The 15,306-nt window shown below is 66.5% G+C and carries 13 protein-coding genes and 1 pseudogene; 9 read left to right on the top strand and 5 right to left on the bottom strand.

From position 1 onward, the window contains the following. The first annotated feature begins 13 nt into the window (after nucleotides 1-13). Complete coding sequence (gene recQ, locus M3C25_RS01590; RefSeq protein ID WP_259845414.1) at nucleotides 14-1,906, top strand: DNA helicase RecQ; 1,893 nt, start codon at nucleotides 14-16, stop codon at nucleotides 1,904-1,906. 106 nt (nucleotides 1,907-2,012) lie between these two features. On the opposite strand, the gene nrfD is transcribed toward recQ, so the two are convergent. The 3 genes from nrfD to fdnG are packed head-to-tail and all read right to left on the bottom strand — an operon-like array spanning nucleotide 2,013 to nucleotide 7,658. Further along, a complete protein-coding gene (nrfD, locus tag M3C25_RS01595) occupies nucleotides 2,013-3,161 on the bottom strand; it encodes an NrfD/PsrC family molybdoenzyme membrane anchor subunit (protein ID WP_259845413.1) in 1,149 nt (382 codons plus the stop codon). A gap of 10 nt (nucleotides 3,162-3,171) precedes the next feature. Further along, nucleotides 3,172-4,302: a 4Fe-4S dicluster domain-containing protein gene (locus M3C25_RS01600; protein ID WP_259845411.1), complete on the bottom strand. Its 1,131-nt coding sequence runs from the start codon at nucleotides 4,300-4,302 to the stop codon at nucleotides 3,172-3,174. Continuing rightward, nucleotides 4,299-7,658 (bottom strand): formate dehydrogenase-N subunit alpha, encoded by a 3,360-nt coding sequence (gene fdnG / locus M3C25_RS01605; RefSeq protein WP_375545088.1) that lies wholly within the window; start codon nucleotides 7,656-7,658, stop codon nucleotides 4,299-4,301. The genes M3C25_RS01600 and fdnG overlap by 4 nt, the downstream gene beginning before the upstream one ends. A 130-nt stretch (nucleotides 7,659-7,788) precedes the next feature. On the opposite strand from fdnG, the gene M3C25_RS01610 reads away from it, so the two are divergent. The 5 genes from M3C25_RS01610 (at nucleotide 7,789) to M3C25_RS01630 (ending at nucleotide 10,542) form a co-directional block, all read left to right on the top strand. Continuing rightward, the gene (locus M3C25_RS01610; RefSeq protein WP_259845410.1) at nucleotides 7,789-7,929 is read left to right on the top strand and encodes an NUDIX hydrolase; all 141 of its coding nucleotides are present in this window, start codon (nucleotides 7,789-7,791) and stop codon (nucleotides 7,927-7,929) included. Beyond that, on the top strand, nucleotides 7,884-8,249 hold the full coding sequence (locus tag M3C25_RS01615) for an NUDIX domain-containing protein (RefSeq protein ID WP_259845409.1): 366 nt from the start codon (nucleotides 7,884-7,886) through the stop codon (nucleotides 8,247-8,249). The genes M3C25_RS01610 and M3C25_RS01615 overlap by 46 nt, the downstream gene beginning before the upstream one ends. Before the next feature lie 145 nt (nucleotides 8,250-8,394). Next, nucleotides 8,395-9,603 (top strand): DNA cytosine methyltransferase, encoded by a 1,209-nt coding sequence (locus M3C25_RS01620; protein ID WP_259845408.1) that lies wholly within the window; start codon nucleotides 8,395-8,397, stop codon nucleotides 9,601-9,603. Then, complete coding sequence (locus M3C25_RS01625; protein ID WP_259845407.1) at nucleotides 9,600-10,223, top strand: Eco29kI family restriction endonuclease; 624 nt, start codon at nucleotides 9,600-9,602, stop codon at nucleotides 10,221-10,223. The genes M3C25_RS01620 and M3C25_RS01625 overlap by 4 nt, the downstream gene beginning before the upstream one ends. A gap of 49 nt (nucleotides 10,224-10,272) precedes the next feature. Next, complete coding sequence (locus tag M3C25_RS01630; protein WP_259845430.1) at nucleotides 10,273-10,542, top strand: DUF3427 domain-containing protein; 270 nt, start codon at nucleotides 10,273-10,275, stop codon at nucleotides 10,540-10,542. Nucleotides 10,543-10,650: 108 nt separating this feature from the next. Here M3C25_RS01630 and M3C25_RS01635 read toward each other — a convergent pair whose 3' ends face one another. Next, nucleotides 10,651-13,113, bottom strand: a complete 2,463-nt coding sequence (locus tag M3C25_RS01635; RefSeq protein ID WP_259854688.1) for a thiamine pyrophosphate-binding protein — start codon at nucleotides 13,111-13,113, stop codon at nucleotides 10,651-10,653. A gap of 155 nt (nucleotides 13,114-13,268) precedes the next feature. Continuing rightward, nucleotides 13,269-13,727 (bottom strand): annotated as a pseudogene (locus M3C25_RS01640) (pyridoxal-phosphate dependent enzyme); the annotation flags it as partial. A gap of 7 nt (nucleotides 13,728-13,734) precedes the next feature. Between M3C25_RS01640 and M3C25_RS01645 the strand changes: the two are divergent. From M3C25_RS01645 to M3C25_RS01655, 3 genes are all read left to right on the top strand, one after another. Continuing rightward, on the top strand, nucleotides 13,735-14,088 hold the full coding sequence (locus tag M3C25_RS01645; RefSeq protein ID WP_259854690.1) for an FCD domain-containing protein: 354 nt from the start codon (nucleotides 13,735-13,737) through the stop codon (nucleotides 14,086-14,088). Between the two features lie 55 nt (nucleotides 14,089-14,143). After that, nucleotides 14,144-14,353: a hypothetical protein gene (locus M3C25_RS01650; RefSeq protein WP_259854695.1), complete on the top strand. Its 210-nt coding sequence runs from the start codon at nucleotides 14,144-14,146 to the stop codon at nucleotides 14,351-14,353. A 93-nt stretch (nucleotides 14,354-14,446) separates the two neighbouring features. Next, complete coding sequence (locus M3C25_RS01655) at nucleotides 14,447-15,196, top strand: sulfite exporter TauE/SafE family protein (RefSeq protein ID WP_102162178.1); 750 nt, start codon at nucleotides 14,447-14,449, stop codon at nucleotides 15,194-15,196. The last annotated feature ends 110 nt before the right edge of the window (nucleotides 15,197-15,306 follow it).

Consider the following 15,306-nt stretch of genomic DNA (forward strand, 5'->3'; position numbering starts at 1 on the left):
ATAGGTTGGACAGGTGAGCGAATCAGACACCCATACCAGCCGATCCGCCAGCACCCGCAGCGCCCAGGAGATCCTCGAAGGAGTCTTCGGGTTTGATGCGTTCCGCGGGGATCAGGCCGAGATCGTCGAGCATGTCAGCGCCGGCGGCGATGCGGTCGTGCTCATGCCCACCGGTGGTGGGAAGTCGCTGTGCTACCAGGTGCCGGCTCTTGTGCGCGACGGCACTGGGGTGGTGATCTCACCGCTCATCGCGCTCATGGAGGATCAGGTCGCAGCGCTGCGCGCCAACGGCGTCCAGGCGGCCTTCCTCAACTCGACGCTGAGCTGGGAGGATGTCCAGCAGGTCGAAACGGCGCTGCTCGCCGGTGAACTCGACCTGCTCTATCTGGCACCTGAGCGTCTCGTCCAGGAGCGCACGCTTGCCATGCTGGAGCGCACGCGCATCTCGCTGTTCGCCATCGATGAGGCGCACTGCGTCTCTCAGTGGGGCCACGACTTCCGCACCGACTACCTGGGCTTGGCGGTGCTGGCAGACCGGTTCCCCAGGATCCCGCGCATTGCGCTGACGGCCACCGCGACGCAGGCCACGCACGCCGAGCTGACCGAACGCCTCCGGCTCGGCGAAGCCCGGCATTTCGTTGCGAGCTTCGACCGGCCCAACATCCAGTACCGCATCGAACCGAAATCCCGGGCGCGGAATCAGCTGCTGCAGTTTCTGCGCACCGAGCACGCCGGGGATGCCGGGATCGTCTACTGCCTCTCCCGCCGCAGCGTCGAGCAGACAGCGGAGTTCCTGCGCGGCGAGGGCTTGGCCGCGCTGCCCTATCATGCGGGTCTGAGCGAGGTGGAGCGGGCGGAGAATCAGCGCCGATTCCTCCGCGAGGACGGCATCATCATGGTCGCCACGATCGCCTTCGGGATGGGGATTGACAAACCCGATGTGCGCTTCGTCGCCCATCTCGACCTGCCGAAATCCGTGGAGGGCTACTACCAGGAGACGGGACGGGCCGGTCGTGACGGGCTGCCGTCGACGGCGTGGATGGCCTATGGTCTGGGCGATGTCGTGCAGCTGGGCAGGATGATCGACCAGTCGGAGGGTTCAGCGGCGCACCGCCGGCGCCAACGCGAGCACCTTGAGGCGATGCTCGCCCTGTGCGAGACGGTCGACTGCCGCAGGGTGCAGATTCTGCGCTACTTCGGCCAGGACGCGGGGCCCTGCGGCAACTGCGATACGTGCCTGCAGCCGCCCCGCACCTGGGATGCGACAGTGCCGGTGCAGAAGCTCATGTCAGCGGTCATCCGCCTCGACCGCCAGCGCGGGGAGCGCTTTGGGGCCGGGCAGATCATCGATGTGCTGCGCGGACGGGTCAGTGACCGTTCGACTGCTTCCCGGCATGAGGAGCTGAGCGTGTGGGGCATCGGCGCCGATCTCTCCCCGGCGGTGTGGCGTTCGATCATCCGCCAACTGCTGGCCCGCGGGCTGCTGCAAGCCCTCGGCGATTACGGGGTGCTCGTCGTCCCGGAGGCGGCTGGTCCGGTGCTGCGCGGTGAGGAGTCTGTGCTGCTGCGCGAGGATGTGCAGAATCCCGGCGGCCGGACTCCTCGGTCGGGCGGCGGCGCATCTGCTGGGCCCGGTCGCAGCCGGCACAGCCGAAGCGCTGCAGCAGAGCTGACCGGTGCTGATGCCGAGCTGTTCGAAGCTCTGCGCTCCTGGCGCACCCGGGAAGCGTCGAGCCAGGGGGTGCCGCCCTATGTGGTGTTCTCCGACGCGACGCTGACCGGTATCGTGCGCGCCCGGCCGACCGACTCCGCTGCCCTCAGCGAGGTCAGCGGAGTCGGTTCGACGAAACTCGACCGCTACGGTGGCGCCGTCCTCAGCATCGTCGCCGAGGCGGCAGCTGACTGAGCTGTCCGGTCTGCCAGGTGCCGTCAGTACGGCCTCCGGGTGCCGGCGGCTCCGCGGGTGAGGAGGACAATCGTGCCTTCCAGCTGCCCACGGATCGGCAGCCGGTTCACCCGGCTGTGGTGATCGAATCGTCGGTGATGCCGGCGGCCCGGCGTGCGGCGAGACGGTCCTTCTGCGGTTCGATGACGTGCTTGGGGTCCTTCGTCGACTCAAGACCGGCTTCCAGCACCCCGAATCTGGTGAGCGCAGAGGCGGCCAACAGTGCCGTTCCCGAGGCGGCGGCGACGAGCCGGTTGCCGGCGAACAGGGTGCCGATACCGCCGGCGATCGCCAGGCGCTCCGCCCATGTGAGCTTGGCACCCGGCTTGCCGGTCTCCAGCGGTTGGGCCTCGGCCGGGTGCATGTGGTCCTTCATGACGTGCATGGCGACGACATCGCCGACGACGCCGAGGCCAGCGAGCACGCGGGCCGGGCCGGTCTGTGAGGTCGGGGTCGTCACCATCGCAGCACCGCCAGCAGCAAGACTGGCGGAGGAGACGAACACGTACGGCAGGTGCTTGCGGGCTCCATGCCAGGTCGGCACGGCGGTGTCCGAAAGCAGCACAGCGGTGTAGGCGGCCAGAGGTGCAGCGAGCACTGCCGCTGCCAGCCCGGACGGCCCTTCAGCTCCCCGCAGCACGGGACGCAGCGGTCCCAGCGGCAGCTTCTCGCCTGTCAGCCGGTCGATCTCAGAGGCTGCGGCGACTCCCATCGGGGTGGAGAAGCCGGCGAGGATCCAGGAGCCGAGGCTCATCGGCGAGGTGACCTTGACGGTGCGCATCATGTTGAGGAACCGTTCGGGCCGGCCGAGGTCCATGATGAGGGCGACCGCGCCAGCGCTGACAGCGCCGAGGGCCGTCAGCCGCGTATTGCGGCGCAGCAGCTCCCGGCCGGTCAGCTGTGCGCCGAGCGCGAGCAGTCCGGAGCCGCCGGCGAGTCCGCCGAGGAACAGGTAGGTCGAGATCTCATGCCCCCACGGCGGGGCTTTGACGATGGGCCGGCCGTAATAGGAGGTGAACTGCGCCTCGGCGACCATCGGCATCTCCCGCGAGCCATCCGCCCCGCCGCCTCGGCGGCGGCCGCCACCGGGACCGGCACCTCGGGCGCTGCCGCGGCCCTGGGCATCGTCGTCGCTGCGGGAGCGGCGGAACAGGTCGCGCCTGCGCCTCCGCGGCGGCTCGGGCGGGCGGTAGGAGTCGAATTCGCTGGTTGTCACGCGCTCTGCCTCATTTCCGTCCTCCGAGGAAGGCGAGCGCGGTCGCCGCGAGCATCCCGGCGGCGGCGATGCCGGCGGTTTTGAACATCTGCGGCAGGTCCTTCGTCGCCACGCGCGGGTCCGGCGGCAGGCCGTAGACCTCGGGTTCGTCGAGCAGCAGGAACACCGAGCCGGTGCCGCCGACGCCGTCATTGGGGTTGGCGCCGTAGAGGCGGGCTTCGGTCATACCCTGGGCGTGGAGGTCGCGGACGCGCTGCTGGGCAGTGGCGACCATGTCGGCGCGGTCGCCGAATTTGATCGAGGTCGTCGGACAGGTCTTCGCACACGCTGGCTGGTCGCCGGCGACGAGGCGGTCGTAGCACAGGGTGCATTTGTTCGCCGTGCCCGGGTGCGGCACGTCCTGGTCGATCGGCTTGCCGGCAGCGGGGCTTTCGCGTTCGGTCGGCGGGTTGATGGTGCCGTCGTCGCGGCGTTCGATGACGCCGAACGGGCAGCCGGCCACACATGTGCCGCAGCCGTTGCACACGTCGGCCTGGACGACGACGGTGCCGAATTCGGTGCGGAACAGCGCGCCGGTCGGGCACACGTCGAGGCAGCCGGCATGCGTGCAGTGCTTGCACACGTCGGAAGCCATGAGCCACCGGAACTCAGGGGTGTCCGGCGGGGTGAGGTCAGTGTCTCCGATCGTCTCAGCGGCGGCGAGCGCGTCGACCTGCGGGCTCCCGGCGGCTGCCGGTCCGCCGTCGGGAGCACCGGGGGTGGGCGTGTCGTCGTCGCGGGTGCGCAGGGTCGGCACGCCGAGGTTGACGAGTCTGCGGCCGGATTCGCGGGCGGCGGCGATCTGCTCGGCGTCCTGTTCGATGAAGGCGACGTGGCGCCACGTGTTCGCCCCGAGTCCGCCGGTGTTGTCGTAGGAGGAGCCGAGGAGTTCGAGGTTGCCGTCAGCGGGGTTGCGGTTCCATTCCTTGCATGCGACTTCGCAGGCCTTGCAGCCGATGCAGATCGAGGTGTCGGTGAAGAAGCCCTTGCGTTCGTGGGTGTGCTCCCACCCGGTGGCGACGGCCGGGTCGGCGGTGTCGCTGGCAGTACCGGTCGCGGCGTTGGGATGCTGTTCGGCCGGTGCCGTCATCGGTGCGCTCATGACGAGCCCTCCTCCTTCTCAGGTTCGTGGAAGCTGTCTGCGGCATCAGCGCCGTCTCCGGTGCCGGCGCCGTCTTCATGGGTGTAAGCACCCTGCTGGGCTTCCGGCGCAGTGTCCCACGGGTCGCCGGGCCGGTCATCCTGGTGTGCCTTGTCGGTCATGCGGCCTGCGGCGTCGATGAGGCCGGCGCGGCGCCGGTAGTCGTCGACGAGCTCTTCAAGCTCGGGGCCGCGTGGGCGCCGGCCGGGGATGATGTCGCAGGCACCGGTCTTCGAGTCCTGGATGAGGACGTTGGGGTCGAGTGTGATGCCGAGCAGATCGTTGACGGCGTCGCCGACGATGTGCGCCTGGGCCCCGACACCCCAGTGATACGGCAGCCCGATCTGGTGGACGGTGCGCTGGCTGCCGGCTGCTGCACTGCCGACGCTCATCGGGGTCACCCGCTCGGTGACGAGCAGCCGGACTTCGATCGCGGCACGCGGGGAGATGATCGTCGCCCAGCCATAGGGTTCAAGCCCGCGTTCGGCTGCCAGTTCCGGGGACACCTCGGCGAACAGCTCGGGCTGCAGCTCTGAGAGATAGGGCAGCCACCGGCTCATACCGCCGGCGGTGTGATGTTCGGTGAGCCGATAGGTGGTGAAGATGAAGGGGTAGACGTCTGCACCTGCCTGGCCGGGCAGCGGAGCCATGAGGTTGTCCCTGCGGTCGAACATCACTTGGGCCGGGCTGTGCTGCTGGGCGTAGAGCGGATTGGGCACCGGGGATTCCTGCGCCTCGTAATGGGTCGGCAGAGGCCCGTCGACGACTCCGGTCGGCGCGTAGAGCCAGCCCTTGCCGTCGGGCTGCATGACGAACGCGTCGGCGCCGGTCAGTGCCGCCGGCCCGCCCTGGGCCCGTTCGGGTACGGCATCTGGTGCCCGGTCGGCTGGGAAGTCGGGGACGTCCTGGCCGGTCCAGCGGCCGGTCTCCTCGTCCCACCACACGAGCTTCTTGCGTTCACTCCACGGCTTGCCCTGCGCATCGGCAGAGGCGCGGTTGTACAGGATGCGGCGGTTGGCCGGCCACGCCCACGCCCAGTCGGCGGCGATCTCGTCCTGCGCGCTGCCGGGCACACGCTTGTTGGCGTGGTTGATGCCATCGGCGTAGATGCCGGTGTAGAGCCAGCAGCCACCGGCGGTCGATCCGTCGGCCTTCATCTCCAGGTAGGAGCTCAGCGGCGTGCCGGTTTCCGGGCCCGAGGTGTGGAAGCCGTTGATCTCGGCGAGGACCGCCTCGGCGGAGGGGTCGCCGTGCTCATCGACCGGGTAGTCCCAGGTCAGGTCGAGCAGCGGCCGGTCGCGCGGGTCGGTGGAGTCGGCGAGCTTCTCCCGCAGCCGGCAGCCGAGTTCGTAGAAGAACTGCAGTTCGCTCTGCGCATCCCCTGGCGGGTGGACGGCCTGTTCGCGCCACTGCACGAGCCGCTGCGTCTGGGTGAAGGTCCCGGACTTCTCGGTGTGGTTGGCAGCCGGGAGGAAGAACACCTCGGTGTCGATGTCCTCGGTCTTGAGCTCACCGGAGGCGATCTCCGGTCCGTCCTTCCACCAGGTCGCCGATTCGATGAGCTGGAAGTCGCGTACAACGAGCCATTTGAGGTGCGACATGCCCAGCCGCTGCATACGGCCGTTGGCCGAGCCGACGGCCGGGTTCTGGCCGAGGATGAAGTAACCGTCGACCTCATCTTTCAGCATGCTCATGACGGTCTGGTAGGTGCCGTGTGCACCGGTGAGGCGGGGCAGGTAGTCGTAGGCGAAGTCGTTGTCCGCGGTGGCGGCCTCACCCCACCAGGCCTTGAGCAGGCTGATGATGTAGGTATCAGCATTGGCCCAGTAGCTCTTCTGCTTCTTCGAGCCGATGACTGCCAGGTAGTCATCGAGAGTGTCATGGGTGCCGGCTTTGGGCATCGGCAGGTAGCCGGGCAGCAGGTTGAACAGGGTCGGGATGTCAGTCGAGCCCTGGATGGAGGCGTGCCCGCGCAGCGCCATGATGCCTGAGCCTGGCCGGCCGATGTTGCCGAGCAGCAGCTGCAGCGCAGCGGCGGTGCGGATGTACTGCGCGCCCTGCGAGTGCTGGGTCCAGCCGACGGCGTAGGCGAAGCAGGTGGTGCGGTCGCGTCCGGAGTTCTGCGTGATGGCATCGGCGAGGTAGGCGAAGTCGGCAGCGGAGATGCCGCAGACCTCTTCGACCATCTCCGGGGTGTAGCGGGAGTAGTGGCGTTTGAGCACCTGGAAGACGCATCGCGGGTCCTGCAGGGTCGGGTCCTGCTCGGCCGGTTGGGTCGGCGGCACGCCTCGGCGCGACCCATCGGCATCGGCATATGCCCAGGTCTGGGTGTCGTACGTGCCGGTGTCCGGGTCGTAGCCGGAGAACAGTCCGTCGAGATCCTCGGTGTCGACGAAGTCGTCGCCGAGGATGGTGGAGGCGTTGGTGAACGTCCGGACGTATTCGTCGAAGTACAGGTCGTTTTCCAGTACATGCCGGATCAGTCCGCCGAGCAGCACGATGTCAGAGCCGACCCGGATCGGGACATGCTTGTCTGCGACTGCCGTGGTGCGCGTGAAACGCGGGTCGACGTGGATGACCTTCGCTCCACGGGCCTTGGCTTCAGTGACCCACTGGAACCCGACGGGATGGCATTCGGCCATGTTCGAGCCCTGGATGACGATGCAGTCGGCATTGGCCATGTCCTGCAGGGACTGGGTCGCGCCGCCGCGTCCGAACGAAGCTCCCAGACCGGGAACTGTGGCGGAGTGTCATATGCGGGCCTGGTTCTCGATCTGGATCGCGCCGGCTGCGGTGAACAGCTTCTTGATGAGGTAGTTCTCCTCATTGTCCAGCGTCGCCCCGCCCAGGGAGGCCACACCCATGGTGCGCCGCAGGTGCCGGCCTTCGGAGTCTTTGTCCTGCCAGTGGTTGCGGCGGGCTTCGAGGAACCTCTCGGCGATCATGTCGAGGGCGGTGTCGAGATCGAGTGTCGTCCACTCCTTTGCCTTCGGAGCCCGGTAGAGGACTTCGGTGATGCGCCCGGAGGCGTTGACGAGCTGTTCGCTGGCCGAGCCCTTGGGGCACAGCCGGCCGCGGGAGATCGGCGAGTCCGGATCGCCTTCGATCTGGATGACCTTGTTGTCCTTGGCGTAGACAAGCTGGCCGCAGCCCACCGCACAGTAGGGGCACACGCTGCGCGCAACGGTGTCGGCGTCTTCGGTGCGCGGGCGCATGTCCTTCGTCTGCTGGGACGTCACAGCAGGGCCGCGCCCGGTGGTGTCACCGGAGCGGAACTGCCGGAACACCGGCCAGTCGAGGAAGCTGATGCGCGCCATGGATCAAGATTACCACCGGCGCACTACGGCCGACAGATGCTCGCAGCCGCATCGTATGAGGTCAAAACAAGGATTGAATGCCTCGGCATGCCTATTGAGTGCAGCTGCCGGGTGGGGTTGAATGAGCAGCATGAGCGATCCGATCACCGTCGTCGGTGCGATCTTCTCCCGTGGGGAGCAGATACTGGCCTGCCGGCGCGCTCCGCACAAGACTGCGGCTGGCAAGTGGGAGTTCCCGGCGGCAAGGTCGAAGACGGTGAGACGCCAGTAGCCGCACTCGCCCGCGAACTGCGCGAAGAACTCAGCGTCGACGTCACCGTCGGTGAGCTTCTCATCCGCGAGACAACCCGCGAAGCGGGCGGCACAGGGCCGGAGATCGATCTTGCCTGCTACTGGGTCACCGCAGCCGAGGACCCGGTCGCCAGCGCCGATCATGACGCTGTCGTGTGGGTCAGCCGGGATGAGCTCGCCGTTCTCGACTGGGCGGCGCCGGACCTGCCGGCGGTGGCGCTGCTGCGCATCGTGCGAGGTCCTTGCTCGAAGTCAAGTACTTCTCAAGACAACACCCAAGGGTCGCTACCGAAGAGTTGAGTCTAGATGCGCAGGAGCCCCGCACAAGGATCAAGTAGCTAACACTCCGATTTGGAGCTTGCCAGTTCCTACCCCAGAGAAGACGTAGACTACCGACAGATATGTAACCAGCCCGCAAACGGCAAATGCACGGTAGGGAGAACGATTGGCGCTAACGGGAATCGAACTGTTCGCAGGCGGTGGAGGGCTACTCCTTGGCTCAGCTAAAGCAGGAGTCCAGCACCTGGCTGCGGCTGAATGGAACCGGTGGGCATGCACTACGATTCGCGAAAACGTGCAGGCCGACTTTCCACTCGTACGAAACCTGAGCGTCATCGAGGGCGACGTACAGAAGATCAACTGGGATCAGGAATTTCCGCCTGGATCAGTAGACGTTCTCACTGGAGGGCCGCCCTGTCAACCCTTCTCGCTTGGCGGCAAGGCCCGTAGCGCCGATGACAGCCGGGATATGTTCCCCGCTACGACTGCGGTGATTGGCGCTCTTAGACCGAAGGCCTTTGTCATCGAGAACGTCAGAGGTCTCACGAGAGCATCGTTCGCCGATTACTTTGAGTTCATCAAGTTGCGACTGCAACACCCAGAAATTAGGTCTCAGAGGAACGAAACATGGCGAGAGCATTACGCCCGCCTTCAACGTGAACATACATCTGTGACGGCCGACCTATCGTATAAGCTCGTGACAACTGTGGTTGACGCTGCGGATTACGGAGTCCCCCAGCGACGGCACAGGGTTTTCATGGTTGGATTCCGATCAGATATAGATGCCGAATGGTCATTCCCAGACCCGACTCACTCTGCAGCCGCACTACTCCGGGACCAAATTCAAGGAGACTACTGGGAACGGCACAAAGTAAAGGCTAGTGAACGCGCGCCTGTTCGAACGGCGCAGAAAGAGGATGATGGCAAAAAGCCATGGGTCACCGTTCGAGATGCTCTCCACGATTTGCCAGAGCCAACTCCCTCGGGGCGCTCTTCGCGTTGGTTAGACCATAAGTTTCAACCAGGCGCGAAAGCATACCCCGGTCACACTGGGTCGCTCATGGATGAGCCCAGCAAGGCCCTTAAGGCAGGCGTTCATGGTGTGCCGGGAGGCGAGAACATGATCCGATTCCACGATGGCAAGGTTAGGTACTATTCGGTTCGCGAAGCGGCAAGAATTCAGACCTTCCCTGACGACTACGCTCTGCATGGTGCTTGGACTGAAGCTATGCGACAGATCGGCAATGCGGTTCCTGTTCGATTGGCTGAAGTCGTCATGTCAAGCGTCGTTGAACACTTAGAACTCGACCACAGCAGGAAGTCAAAAGCGGACGCCGCTCAACGCCGTTCTGCCAAGAAAATGGTTCAGTTATGACGAAATTCTTTGACCCTTTGGATTATGAGAACCTTGGAGCATCAATTGCGCGAGCTCTTGACGAGCAGCCCGTCTTGCCACTGGAGGATCTTGAGCCGTTTGACGGAGTAGGGATTTACGCACTTTATTATTCAGGCGATTTTCCTTGCTACGAAATCTTATCGAATGAGAATCAACAGGAGCCAGGGTCCTGGGCTATCTATATTGGCAAGGCCGAGGCCGAAAATGCACGAAAGGGGGATCCGGAACAAGCCAACAAGCCCTTAGGACCCAAACTCTACAAGCGCATCTTAGATCATCGAAACTCAATCGTCGATGCTGAGAACTTGAACGTTCACGACTTTCAAGTTCGTGCGCTAACCGTTGCTCCAACTTGGGTCCCCTTAGCCGAGGTCGTTGCCATCCGCATGCACAAACCAGCTTGGAATGTTATCGTGGCCGGCCTCGGGAATCACAATCCAGGCGCTGGCCGGAAGGCAGGCACTCGTCCACGCTGGGACACACTGCATCCTGGTCGATCTTGGGCTGTACAACTTAGGGATCGAGTAGAAACCGTCAACGACATTGAACAAGCCGTTGTTCAGTATCTAGAGACCCACTGCGAACGATTTCGCCACTAGTTTGACCAGCCGATAGATTCTCCATAGATCAAGGACCGGCGTTTCGAAGATATACAAGGTCTTCCACCGAGAATCGCAGAACGCCACGAGCCCCGAGAGCCCCACCGGGCAGCGCTACATCCACCACCGCCAGCAGGGTTCACACGTCGTGCTCTTCGTCCGCGCGGCCAAAGAAGGGTACCTCGGCACCCAGCCCTACACCTGTCTGGGCACCGTTGACTATGTGCAGCACTCCGGGTCGCGGCCCATGCAGATCGAGTGGAAGCTCGAGCGGGCGATGCCGGCCGAGATGCTCGTCGCCGCCCGCGCCGTGGCCTGAACCGGATTGCAGAATCAACGATCAAACCGTTGCACAGTGGCTAATGCGCCGCTGGTGGCGTCCCCGCGGGGACGCCTTCTCCTCCCGGGACACGTCCCCGCGGGGACGTCACCGGCCCAGCAGATCGAGTGCAGCCGAGGCGATCGAGGCGGTGTCGATGCCGTGGATCGCATACGCCTCGGACACCGAGGATGCCTGGCCGAACTCGGTGACGCCGAGGCTGCGGGCACGATCCCCGCGCACGCCGGCAAGGAACGACAGCGTGTGCGGGTGGCCGTCCATAACGGTGACGAGCGGAGCGGGGTGCTCAGCGGGAAAGAGCACGTCGACGATGCTCGTCGCCCCCATCCCGGCCTGCGCTCCGCCGAGCCGGCCGCGGGCCTGCAGTGAGCGGAACACGAGGCTCGGGCTCGTGATGCACACGACGCCGGCCCGAATTCCCCTCTCAGCAAGGTATTCAGCAGCCTGGCACACCTCGGTCATGATCGCACCGGCACCCACGAGGGTGATGTGGTCCTCAGCCGCCGGGTGGGTGCTGAGGCGGTAGCCGCCGGAGATGACCTGCTGGCGGCGGCGCTCACGCTCGATCTCATCGCCGGGCACCCGGGCGAGTCCCTGGTCGACCGGTCGGGTCGACAGCCGGAAGTACGCCGAATGGCCGTCGTGCCGGCCGATGTGGCGCATCGCTTCGAGCAGCGTCCATTCGAAGTCCTGCGCGAACGCCGGCTCCCAGCTCGTCAGCCCCGGGATCTCCAGCGTCACCGACGGGGTGTTGAACGACTGATGCGCCCCACCCTCAGGCGCCAGCGTCACACCGGAGGGCGTGCCGACCATGATCGACTGCCCACCGGCATATAGGCCGAAGGTCCACGGTTCGAGTGCCCGGTTGATGAACGGGTCGTAGATCGTCGCAACCGGGATGAGCGGCTGACCCCAGCGCGAGAAGGTTGAGCCGAGCTCTCCTGCCAGGGAGACGAGGTTGACCTCGGCGATGCCGAGTTCGATGTGCTGGCCGCTGGAGGCCTCCTGCCAGCGCAGCACCCGCTCACGGTCATCGGCGAACCAGTCCTGCCGGCCGGCGATCGACCACACGCCGGTCTTGTTGATCCAGCCGCCGAGGTTCGTCGACGTCGCCACGTCGGGGCTGAGGGTCACGACCCTCTCCGCGAGCTCGGGTTCGGCCCGCTTGAGATCCGAAAGCACCCGGCCGAGTGTCGCCTGCGTCGAAGTGACGGCCTTGTGCGCATACCCGAGTTCGGCCGGCACCTGGCCCACCTCGTGCACGGGTGCCGGCGGGCGGGTGAGCCGCTGTGCGGTCGAGCGGCACACCTCGGCGGCGGCCGAATCGGGGGCGAAGCGCACCCACGGATCCTCCAGCGAGGTGCCCGAGAGCTCGGCGAGCTCGCGCATCTGGCTTTCGGTCAGCTGGGCGGCGTGGTTGTTCGGATGTCCCTCGGTGGCCAGCCCGCGGCCCTTGATGGTGTAGGCGAAGATGACGGTCGGGCGGGTGTCGTCGATCTGCCGGAACGTGTCGATGAGCGCGGGGATGTCGTGGCCGGCGAGGTCGCGGATGACCTCGGCGAGGGCCCGCGGGCTGAGCGAGTCGAGCAGGTCGCGCAGCACCGCGGCCTCGTCGGCAGCGAGCCCGGTGAGCATGCGTTCGTGCAGCTCATCGGGGTGGCTGCGCAGCAGCCGCTGGTACTCCTCGTTGGGCATCTGCTCCATGCGGCGGGCGAAGACCTCCCCGCCCGAGGCGGTGAACAGCTTCTGGATGCGGGTGCCCCATTTGCACGTGAGCACCTGCCAGTCGGCGGCGGCGAACATGCCCTGCAGGCGCTGGATCTGCACATCGGGGATGACGCGGTCGAGTGACTGGCGGTTGAGGTCGACGATCCACACGACGTTGCCGAGTCCGCGCACCTCCGGGTCGATGATCGCCTCCCAGACCGCGCCTTCGTCCATCTCGGCATCACCGAGCAGGGAGATGAAGCGGCCGGCCTCCGGGGTGTCGGGGAACCGGTCGCGCAGGTAGCGGTGCGACAGGGCCGCCCAGATCGGGGCGGTCGCACCGATGCCGACCGAGCCGGTGGAGAAGTCGACGGTGTCGGGGTCCTTCGACCGCGACGGGTAGGGCTGCAGGCCGCCCTTGGCGCGCAGCGAGGTGAGGTAGCGTTCGTCGAGGTCGCCGAGCAGGTAGTTGATGGCGTGCAGCACCGGGGAGGCGTGCGGTTTGACCGAGACGCGATCGGCTGCGGTGAGCTCGCGGAACCACAGCGCGGTCATGATGCCGACCATCGAGGCCGACGACGCCTGATGCCCGCCGACTTTGACGCCGTCGGTGTTCTCACGGCCCCGGTTGGCCGCGTCGATCATCGCGGTTGAGAGCCACAGCACCCGCTGGGCGATCTCGTCGAGGACGGACGCGCCGGTGGCCGAGGCGGAGGCAGAGAGCGGGCGGGAGTTCACGCTCGGCGGGTCGAGCTGGGTGGAGGTCTCGAACTGCTGACGGTCCTCAGCCTGATCGTCGGCGGGCAGGCCGGCGGCCTGCGGGGTCTCAGGAATGTGCTGCATTGCCTCTGTCCTTCGCTCGGCGGCGATGTGTCCTCCACGGTAGAGACTACCCGCCTCATCGGTGGCCGCAGCCACATGGTGGAAACGGCAGGAAAGGGGTGTCCTTTCCTGCCGCTTGCACACCGGGTTCTGTCCGTACAGCGCTCAGTCGAAGACGAGCTGTAGGCGTTGAGGGCGAGCTGCCCCCCGAGGTGGGCGTAGAGGACGGTGGAGTCCTCAGCGAACTCCCCGGCCTCGGCCAGGCCGATGAGGCCGGCCATCGACTTGACTTCGTAGACGGGGTCGAGGATGACGCCTTCGAGTTCGGCGGTCGTGCGGATCGCAGCGATCGTCGAATCGTCTGGGATGCCGTAGGCCGGGCCCTCCCAGCCGGTGCGGATGTCGATATCGTCATCGCGCAGCTCGCGGTCGAGGTCGATGAGACCGGCGGTGTGGCGGGCGATCCGACCGACCTGGTCGCGGGTCTGCTCAATCGTGGCCGAGGCGTCGATGCCGATGACCTTCCGCTTGACGCCGGTCTGCTCCTCCAGCAGCGCGAACCCTGCGATCATCCCGGCATGTGTCGAGCCGGTGACGGTGCACACGACGATGGTGTCGAAGAAGACGCTAAGCTTCAGCCGCATGGAGACCGCCAACGGCGAGCTCACCGCCGCCCTGGCGGCAGGCGATGCCGAGGCGGCGATCGCTGCCGATGACGCTTTCCACGCCGTGGCGATCGAGCAGGCGGCCAACCCGATCCTCGCCGAGCACCTCGAGAGTGTGACGCTCATGCTCCGGCGGGCGGAGTTCCTGCACTTCGATGCGATGAGTGACGCCTCGGTCCAGCAGCATGGGCGCATCGTCGCAGCCCTGCGCGGCGGGGATGCTGAGGCCGCTGTCGAGCTCACCCGACTGAACTGGCTGACGATCATCACCGCCGGACGCTGCCTCACCCACAGTCCGGCAGGTGAACGCGTTCTTGCCCGGCGCTGGTGAGAGGCGCTTAATGGAAGGACAGAGGTGTAAATCGAGTTCTGCCAGGAGGTGCGTCATGATCGCCATCGCCATCATCGTCCTGGGTCTTCCGTGTGTCGGCCTCTACTTCCTCCTCGGACGATTCATCTGCCCGCGCCGTGAGCGCCTGCCTTTGAACCGCATGGATTCGACCGCGCTCGCCCAGACGATCACCCGCGGCTGGAACGCACTGCCAGTCGGGCCGGCTTCCTCGGTCGGCTTCACGCCGGTGCTGCCGCAGCGCTGAGGCCCGCGCCGAGGCACACGGCCGGCCCACTGGCCGTTGCCCGCGCGCCGGTGCCCGCCGCATCGGTCCCGGGGCCGGAGCTAGGATTGCCGCATGACCTTGGGCATCGTGGCAGCCACCCTCGCAGCCGTCTTCCTCGGCGCGACCCTCCAGCGGCTCTCAGGCACCGGTGTCGGCCTCGTCGTCGCCCCGGTGCTCGCACTGCTCATGGGCCCAGCACTCGGGGTGTTCATGGCCAACGCCACGACGATGCTCTCCGGCACCATCATCATGCTCGCGGTCCTCCGCGACGTCGACTGGCGGCGCTACCTCATCTTCCTGCCCGCCGGCATCCTCGGCGCGATTCCGGCCGCACTGCTCGTCCGCGCGCTGTCTGCGGCCTGGCTCAACATCGTCATCGGCCTCGTCGTGCTCGCAGCCCTTGCCCTGACCTTCGGCACCCCACGCGTCCCGCACATCCGCTCACCGTGGCTCGCCGCCGCCGGCGGGGCGGCCGGGGCGTTCCTCAACACCTCGGCCGGGGTCGCCGCACCCGGAATGGTCATCTACGCGAAGTTTGCTCGCTGGTCGCAGCGCTCGTTCGCCGCCACGATGCAGCCGACGTTCGCGACCTTCGGGGCCCTGTCGGTCGGTTCGAAGCTCGCAGTCGGGGCGATGACGATCGACCAGCTGCCGCCGTGGTGGCTCTTCCCGGTCATCTTCGCCGCTGTGGGCCTGGGCATCATCGCCGGCGGGAAGCTCGCGAAGCTCGTAACCGCCGAGGCAGCCCGCAGGCTGGCGATCACGCTCGCCGGCGCCGGGGCTGCAGTCGCGCTGGTACGCGGGCTCGTCATGCTCAGCTGACCCACCGTGCCCGAGGCGGTGGGCACCGGTGCGTGAAAGCCGCGGGGGGGGGGGGGGGGGGGCCCCCGTCTCCGCCTCGGGCGCGGTGGCACACCCGTCGCCGGGACCAC

This window comes from Brevibacterium luteolum, assembly GCF_025147615.1.
GTDB classification, from domain to species: Bacteria; Actinomycetota; Actinomycetes; order Actinomycetales; family Brevibacteriaceae; genus Brevibacterium; species Brevibacterium luteolum.

Coding starts and splice junctions, on each gene's coding strand:
- M3C25_RS01600 (WP_259845411.1), bottom strand. CDS start 4,302: ATGAGCGCACCGATGACGGCACCGGCCGAACAGCATCCCAACGCCGCG.
- M3C25_RS01610 (WP_259845410.1), top strand. CDS start 7,789: ATGAGCGATCCGATCACCGTCGTCGGTGCGATCTTCTCCCGTGGGGAG.
- M3C25_RS01625 (WP_259845407.1), top strand. CDS start 9,600: ATGACGAAATTCTTTGACCCTTTGGATTATGAGAACCTTGGAGCATCA.
- M3C25_RS01635 (WP_259854688.1), bottom strand. CDS start 13,113: ATGCAGCACATTCCTGAGACCCCGCAGGCCGCCGGCCTGCCCGCCGAC.
- M3C25_RS01645 (WP_259854690.1), top strand. CDS start 13,735: ATGGAGACCGCCAACGGCGAGCTCACCGCCGCCCTGGCGGCAGGCGAT.
- M3C25_RS01650 (WP_259854695.1), top strand. CDS start 14,144: ATGATCGCCATCGCCATCATCGTCCTGGGTCTTCCGTGTGTCGGCCTC.
- M3C25_RS01655 (WP_102162178.1), top strand. CDS start 14,447: ATGACCTTGGGCATCGTGGCAGCCACCCTCGCAGCCGTCTTCCTCGGC.